This window comes from Devosia sp. (genome assembly GCF_040509215.1).
GTDB lineage: Bacteria > Pseudomonadota > Alphaproteobacteria > Rhizobiales > Devosiaceae > Devosia.
In genome coordinates, this window is sequence record NZ_JBEVLL010000237.1 from 1 (window position 1) to 7,322 (window position 7,322).

Genomic DNA, 7,322 nt, shown 5'->3' on the forward strand with positions numbered 1-7,322 from the left:
CGAAGATTATTACCACGATTACCGGCGACGCGGCTCTGACGTTCGACGACGTGCTGCTCCAGCCCGCGCGCTCCGATGTCCTGCCCACTGAAACCGACATTTCGACCTATGTCACCAAGGACATAGCGCTCAATCTGCCGATCATTTCCTCGGCCATGGATACGGTCACCGAAGCCAATATGGCCATTGCCATGGCCCAGGCCGGCGGTCTTGGCGTCATTCACAAGAACCTCACCGCCACCGAGCAGGCCGAGCAGGTCCGCATGGTAAAGAGCTTTGAGAGCGGCATGGTGGTGAACCCCATCACCATCGGACCCGACGCTACTCTCGCCGATGCGCTCGGCCTCATGCAGAAGAGCCGCATCTCCGGCATTCCGGTCGTGCAGAATGGCGGCACCGGCGGCCGTGCCATCGGCAAGCTGGTCGGTATCCTCACCAATCGCGACGTACGCTTCGCCAGCAATCCCGCCCAGCCGATTTCCGAACTGATGACGCATCAGAACCTCATCACCGTTGGTGAAGGCGTCTCCAAGGAAGAAGCCAAGGTGCTCCTCCACCGCCACCGCATCGAAAAGCTGCTGGTGGTGGACGCGGACTATCGCTGCATCGGCCTCATCACCGTCAAGGACATCGAGAAGGCCCAGCTTCACCCCAACGCCGTCAAGGACGCACAGGGACGCCTCCGTGTTGCCGCTGCCTCTACCGTTGGTGACGCAGGCTTTGAACGCTCGCTCGCCCTCATCGATGCCGGCGTTGATCTCCTCGTCATCGACACCGCCCATGGCCACTCGGTGCGCGTCGCCGAAGCGGTGGAACGCGTCAAGCGCGAGAGCAATTCTACCCGCATCGTTGCTGGCAATGTGGCGACGGCGGAAGCCACCAAGGCCCTGATCGATGCCGGCGCCGACGCCGTCAAGGTCGGTATTGGCCCCGGTTCGATCTGCACCACCCGCATCGTCGCAGGCGTTGGCGTTCCTCAGCTCGCCGCCGTGATGTCCTGCGCCGAAGAGGGCCACAAGCAGGGCATACCTGTCATCGCCGATGGCGGCATCAAGTTCTCCGGCGACATGGCCAAGGCCCTTGCCGGTGGCGCTTCCTGCGTCATGGTCGGCTCGCTTCTGGCAGGCACTGATGAAGCGCCCGGCGAAGTGTTCCTCTATCAGGGGCGCTCCTACAAGTCCTATCGCGGCATGGGTTCGGTTGGTGCCATGGGCGCCGGTTCGGCCGACCGCTATTTCCAGCAGGACGTGCGCGACCAGATGAAGCTCGTGCCCGAAGGCATCGAGGGCCAAGTGCCGTACAAGGGTCCCGCTGGCGCCGTGCTGCATCAGCTTGCCGGTGGCCTTCGTGCCTCGATGGGCTATACCGGCGCGCACACGCTCAAGGATTTCCACGAGAACGCCACCTTCGTGAAGATCTCTGGCGCCGCGCTCAACGAAAGCCACGTTCACGACGTGACGATCACCCGCGAAGCGCCGAACTACCGCAGCGGACGCTAAGACGTTCCGACGGCGCGGGCCTATGCAACGCGCCGTCACTCTCCTTCGTTGTCAGGAAACGGAGGAGCCCATGAGCGAAAGTCATTTCATCGTCTATCTGCGCGATGGTTGCTGGCAGCACACCAACCGCGGCAGCGTTTCAGCCCCGTTCAAGACCCGCGAGGCCGCCATCGAGTCGGCCATCGAAGACGCCCGAAACTCCAATGACGAGGGCGCAGAGGTCATCGTGCAGGACCCCGATACCACGGCGGAAACGGTGTGGCGCTCGGCGGACGACAGCGGCCTGCCAGAAAACGCTCCTTGATGTGACCGTTTCGCTGTGGCGGAGAATTCGCTCCGACAACGACGCTTAGTGCAAGAATCCAACTCTTCGGCGGAGATTGAACGCAGTGCCCTTCGTCGAAAAGCTATTGATGCTGACCATGGCCGCCCAGGTTCTGCTGACTTTGGGCCTGCTGTTCTGGATGGGGAGCGAACGCGTACCGCGCGTCATGCGCGGCGAAATTCCAGTCGCCGATATCGCCGTCGAGCGCACGGCCTATCCGCTCAAGGCGCGGCTCCTCTCCAACAGCTTCGACAACCAGTTCCAGCTGCCCATCCTGTTCTTCGTCGGTGCACTCCTGGCCCTGCACTTCGGCGCGGTGACTTGGGTGGAGGCCATCCTCGCGCTGCTCTTCGTCGTGCTGCGCTACGTCCACGCCGCTATCCATGTCACCACCAATCGCGTAGAGCAGCGTTTCGCTGCCTATACGCTTGGCCTTGCCGTTCTGTGCCTCTTCTGGCTATGGCTGGTCTTCAAAATTCTTCTCGCCCCGAGTATCTGACCCATGCGCCTTCCCGGCCGTATCGCCGCCGCCATTGAAGTTCTTGCCGATGTCGAAAACCGCAAGCGTCCGGTTTCCGAGGCGCTGAAGGCCTGGGGTCTCAACAATCGCTTCGCCGGCGCCGGCGACCGCGCCGCCATCGGCAATCTCGTCTACGACGCTTTGCGCCGCCGCTCGTCCTATGCCTTTGCCATGGGTACCGATACACCGCGCGCCCTCGTCCTCGCCGCAGTGCTGCGGAACTGGAACGAAGGGGCCGAAGCGCTCAATGCCGCCTTCGCCGAAGACAGCCATGCGCCCGAAGCCCTGACCGCCGAAGAGGCCGCTGCGGCAACCGCCAGCCTCGAAGCGGCCGATGAGGCCACCAAGGCCGACGTGCCCGAATGGCTGCTGCCCTCGCTCAAGCGTGCCTTTGGTGAAAACCTTGCTGCCGAAGGTCAGGCGATGGCCGGTCGTCCCTCGCTCGACCTCCGCGTCAATGCCCTCAAGGCAACCCCGGAGAGAGTGGCGAAATCGCTGGCCCGCTTCTCGCCAGAGCCGACCGGCTACGCGCTGATGGGTTTTACCATGCCCGCCGGTCCGCGCGATGCCCGCACGCCCAATGTCACCACCGACGAAGGCTACCAAAAGGGCTGGTTCGAAGTTCAGGATCAGGGCAGCCAGATGGTTGCAGCGTTGGCCGGCGCTCAGCCCGGCGAACAGGTGCTCGACCTCTGCGCCGGGGCAGGGGGCAAGACCCTCGCGCTCGCCTCGAGCATGGGCAACAAGGGCCAGATCTTCGCCTACGACAGCGACCGCAATCGCCTTGCCCCGATCTATGACCGCCTGAAGCGCAATGGCGTGCGCAACGCGCAGGTTCGCGCGCCGCAGCCCGACGCTCTCGATGATCTCGTTGGCAAGATGGATCGCGTTGTCGTCGACGCGCCCTGCACCGGCACCGGCACTTGGCGTCGCCGCCCCGATACCAAGTGGAAGCTGACCCCGGAACTCCTGGCTCAACGCCAGGCCGATCAGGCCGCCATCCTCGAAGAGGCGCTGCGCTTTGTGAAGCCGGGCGGCACGCTGGTCTACATCACCTGCTCAATCCTGCCCGAAGAGAACGACGATCAGGTCGCCGCTCTCTTTGCCGCGCATCCGGACCTGTCGAGCGTGGACATTGCCAAAGCCTGGCGCAGCACATTGGTCACCGATCTGCCTGCGGGTCTGGCAACTGCCGGCGGTGGCATCCTGCTGACGCCGCATCGTACCGGCACGGATGGTTTTTACTGCCACCTGATCCGCAACGCGGCATAGTAGGCGCGCTCCATCCCCTCCATCGTCACCACCGGGCTTGTCTCGGTGGTCCATGGGATATCCCGACAAGATGGATCGCCGGGATAAACCCGGCGATGACGTCTGCGCGAGAGCGCTGCTCAAGTGAACCGACCGCCCTTTTGCTTCGTTTCAGTGGCATACGAAGCAAAAGGGCCTAAAAATGTCCGCCACCACCACCGACTACCAAACACCGCGCTCGTGGATCGTCCTCGCGACGTTCCTTCTCGTCGTCATCGGCGTCGGCGCGCTGATCGGTACCCAGTCCATCCCCGGCGCCTGGTACGAGGGCCTCAACAAGCCGCCCTTCAATCCGCCCAACTGGATCTTTGGCCCGGTCTGGTTCACGCTCTACGTGCTGATTGCCATCGCCGGCTGGCGCAGTTTTGTCGATAACCCCACCAGCACCTCGTCAAAGCTCTGGTACGGCCAGATGGCGCTCAATTGGGCGTGGTCGCCGGTCTGGTTCATCGGCCAGATGATCTGGCCGGCCTTTGCCATCATCGTCGTGATGTGGCTGGCCATTGTCGGCTTCATTCTCGTCAACTGGAACCGCGACCGCCTCGCAGCCTCGCTCTTCCTGCCCTACCTCGTTTGGGTCAGCTTCGCGACGCTGCTGAACCTGTCGATCGGTATCCTCAACTGATCGCCTTGGCGCCGGCAGGCTCGCGCCTGTCGGCCCGCTCGAATTTTCGGGCCCATCGCACCGCTGGCTGTTCGAGCAGATAGAAGCTCAGGGTCGCGATAATCGTGGTGATCACCAGCACCGCCGCGCTTGTCTGTAGCCACGTTTCCCAACCGTCATCGCCCGAAGTGCGGAAAGCACCGCGCACAAGCTTTTCGATCAGCCACATCACCACAAAGTGCCAGACATAGATGCCGAACGAGATGCGCGCGACAAAGCGCACGAGTCCATTGTCCAGCACTCGTCCGAGATAGATCGAAGAGGGCAGGGTGGCGAGCGCAATGCCAACCGCCAGCGGCATGACGGGGAAAGCATAGGGAATGCCGAGCCAGCCAAAGCCTTCCGTCAGCCCGCCGATATTGAGCGCCATGATCAGCGCCGTCGCCAATACGGCAAGCCCACCAATGACATCCATGCCGATCCCGCGCCGGCTCTGAATGAGAACCTGCACCCCGGCTGCCAGCGAGCCGACGGCAAAAATGGCAAAGAACCCAATGGGATTGAACCGCGGCATCCACGCCTTGGCGCCGCCAACCAGCCCATGGTTCCAGCCGCGCTCGACCTCGTCGATCGGCGCATACTGCACCACGAGAACGTGCACGATAAGCGCCACGCCGATCACGCCGAGCCATGCTAGCCGCGCCGCCCAGCTTCGAGCCTTAAGCGCAAACACGGCCGCCATACCCAGCGGCAGCAACAGATAGGCCGTCACCTCAAAGCCGATCGACCAAAGCGGCCCATTATTATCGACCGGAAACAACGTCACCCAATGCCAGTCGCTGACAAGGAACAGGCCGGCGACAAAGCGAATGATCCGCTCGCCATCGAGCACCTTGCCGCCCAGCCACAGGTCGAGCAACAGGCTGACCACCAGCGCCAGCCAGAATCCGGGCACGATCCGCGCCAGCCGCCGCAGCGTGTAGGTCCGGAGCGAGGGCATTGGCTTGCCCGCATCGAGTGCCAGCCAGAACGGCCGCGCCAGCAGAAACCCGCTGAGCACGAAAAACACCGTCACGCCAAAGCTGCCATAGACGAGAAACCGCAGCACCGGCTCGGCCGCATCGGGCACGGCATTCATGTCCATGCGAAAGGCAAGGTGATGCAGCAGCACGCCAAGGCACGCCGTGGCCCGCAAAAAGTCTGCACCGAGCAATCGGTTGTCATTGGTCATCAAGCACGTTCCAGATCGGGTCTCCTCGCCCTAACGCCTCATCGCGCCGGTCGATCCCGCGGAGCGTGCTTGTGCCGCTTGCTGCAGCGTCAGTCCAGCCTTGCAGCGCGGGTGCTTGCGGAATCTTTTGCTCTGCTCTAAAGCCTCGCCATGCTGCACCCAGACACCGCCCCCGCTCAAGATACCATCCTCATTGTCGACTTCGGCTCGCAGGTCACGCAGTTGATTGCGCGACGCATTCGAGAGACCGGCGTCTACTGCGAAATCCATCCGTTCCAGTCCGCGGCCGCAGCCGTTGCGGCCCTGAACCCCAAGGGGATCGTGCTCTCGGGCGGTCCTGCCTCGACGCTCGATGAGAACGCGCCGACCATCGATCCGGCGGTCTTTGCAGCCAATGTCCCGATCCTCGGCATCTGCTATGGCCAGCAGGCCCTCTGCATGTCGCTCGGCGGCAAGGTCGAAGCCGGCCATCACCGCGAATTCGGCCGCGCCCAGGTCACCGTCGAAAAGCCAAGTGCCCTCTATGATGGCGTCTGGGATATCGGCACCGACCACCAGGTCTGGATGAGCCACGGCGACCGCGTCGTCTCGATCCCCGAAGGTTTTGAAGTCGTGGGCACCTCGCCCAACGCGCCCTTCGCCATGATCGCCGACGAAGCCCGCCGCATCTGGGCCGTGCAGTTCCACCCCGAAGTCGTGCACACGCCCGATGGCGCCAAGCTCTATGCCAATTTCGTGCACCAGATCTGCGGCATACAGTCCAACTGGACCATGTCGGCCTATCGCCAGAAAATGATCGAAAAGATCCGCGCCCAGGTCGGCAGCGGCAAGGTGATCTGCGGCCTGTCCGGTGGCGTCGACTCCTCCGTGGCTGCCGTGCTGATCCACGAAGCCATCGGCGACCAGCTCACCTGCATCTATGTCGACCACGGCCTGATGCGGTTGAACGAGACCGAACAGGTCGTCACCATGTTCCGCGACCAGTACAATATCCCGCTGGTCCACGTGGATGCCGCCAAGCTCTTCCTCGGTGAACTCGAGGGCCAGTCGGACCCCGAAACCAAGCGCAAGATCATCGGCCGCCTCTTCATCGAAGTGTTCGAGGAAGAAGCCAAGAAGCTCGGCGGCGCGCAGTTCCTCGCCCAGGGCACGCTTTATCCCGACGTCATCGAATCCGTGTCTTTCACCGGCGGCCCCTCGGTCACCATCAAGAGCCATCACAATGTCGGCGGCCTCCCCGAGCGCATGAACATGCAGCTCGTCGAGCCCCTGCGCGAACTGTTCAAGGACGAAGTCCGCGTCCTCGGCCGAGAACTCGGCATCCCGGATAGCTTCATCGGCCGCCACCCCTTCCCGGGTCCGGGCCTTGCCATCCGTTGCCCCGGCGGCATCACGCCCGAGAAGCTCGACATTCTGCGTCAGGCCGATGCCATCTATCTCGACGAAATCCGCAAGTCCGGCCAATACGACAAGATCTGGCAGGCCTTTGCCGTGCTCTTGCCGGTCCAGACCGTCGGTGTCATGGGCGATGGGCGCACCTACGAATTCGTCTGTGCCCTCCGCGCCGTGACCTCGGTCGATGGCATGACGGCCGACTTCTACCAGTTCGACATGAACTTCCTCGGCAAGACGGCCACCCGCATCATCAACGAAGTCCGCGGCATCAACCGCGTGGTCTACGACGTGACGTCCAAGCCGCCGGGCACGATCGAGTGGGAGTGAGCTTCTGCGAGCTACGCTCGCAGGGCTACCCCTGCTGAACCAGTTAAGGTTAGGGCCTGAGGCGAGATTTTCGGCTTGGGCTCTGATAGTTTTTTCAGAACCTTTTCCCG

7 protein-coding genes are annotated in these 7,322 nt (G+C 63.0%); 6 read left to right on the forward strand and 1 reads right to left on the reverse strand.

Annotation, left to right across the window (positions count from 1 at the left end):
- From guaB to ABW043_RS13120, 5 genes are all read left to right on the forward strand, one after another.
- Positions 1-1,499: IMP dehydrogenase (guaB, locus tag ABW043_RS13100; RefSeq protein ID WP_353921650.1), on the forward strand; the 1,499-nt coding region annotated here is incomplete at its 5' end.
- Between the two features lie 70 nt (positions 1,500-1,569).
- Complete coding sequence (locus ABW043_RS13105) at positions 1,570-1,803, forward strand: DUF2188 domain-containing protein (RefSeq protein WP_353921651.1); 234 nt, start codon at positions 1,570-1,572, stop codon at positions 1,801-1,803.
- An 85-nt stretch (positions 1,804-1,888) separates the two neighbouring features.
- Positions 1,889-2,323, forward strand: a complete 435-nt coding sequence (locus ABW043_RS13110) for an MAPEG family protein (RefSeq protein WP_353921656.1) — start codon at positions 1,889-1,891, stop codon at positions 2,321-2,323.
- Positions 2,324-2,326: 3 nt separating this feature from the next.
- A complete protein-coding gene (locus ABW043_RS13115; protein ID WP_353921652.1) occupies positions 2,327-3,616 on the forward strand; it encodes an RsmB/NOP family class I SAM-dependent RNA methyltransferase in 1,290 nt (429 codons plus the stop codon).
- 181 nt (positions 3,617-3,797) lie between these two features.
- Positions 3,798-4,280: a TspO/MBR family protein gene (locus ABW043_RS13120; RefSeq protein ID WP_353921653.1), complete on the forward strand. Its 483-nt coding sequence runs from the start codon at positions 3,798-3,800 to the stop codon at positions 4,278-4,280.
- Here the strand turns inward: ABW043_RS13120 and ABW043_RS13125 are convergent.
- Positions 4,273-5,490 carry an acyltransferase family protein gene (locus ABW043_RS13125; protein ID WP_353921654.1) on the reverse strand — a complete coding sequence of 406 codons (1,218 nt, stop codon included), beginning with the start codon at positions 5,488-5,490 and terminating at the stop codon, positions 4,273-4,275. The genes ABW043_RS13120 and ABW043_RS13125 overlap by 8 nt on opposite strands.
- 150 nt (positions 5,491-5,640) lie before the next feature.
- On the opposite strand from ABW043_RS13125, the gene guaA reads away from it, so the two are divergent.
- Positions 5,641-7,212, forward strand: a complete 1,572-nt coding sequence (gene guaA, locus ABW043_RS13130; protein WP_353921655.1) for a glutamine-hydrolyzing GMP synthase — start codon at positions 5,641-5,643, stop codon at positions 7,210-7,212.
- The last annotated feature ends 110 nt before the right edge of the window (positions 7,213-7,322 follow it).

What these genes read in the sequence shown, in the direction of transcription:
- ABW043_RS13105 (WP_353921651.1), top strand. Translation starts at nt 1,570, where the DNA reads ATGAGCGAAAGTCATTTCATCGTCTATCTGCGCGATGGTTGCTGGCAG.
- guaA (WP_353921655.1), top strand. Translation starts at nt 5,641, where the DNA reads ATGCTGCACCCAGACACCGCCCCCGCTCAAGATACCATCCTCATTGTC.
- ABW043_RS13125 (WP_353921654.1), bottom strand. Translation starts at nt 5,490, where the DNA reads ATGACCAATGACAACCGATTGCTCGGTGCAGACTTTTTGCGGGCCACG.
- ABW043_RS13115 (WP_353921652.1), top strand. Translation starts at nt 2,327, where the DNA reads ATGCGCCTTCCCGGCCGTATCGCCGCCGCCATTGAAGTTCTTGCCGAT.
- ABW043_RS13120 (WP_353921653.1), top strand. Translation starts at nt 3,798, where the DNA reads ATGTCCGCCACCACCACCGACTACCAAACACCGCGCTCGTGGATCGTC.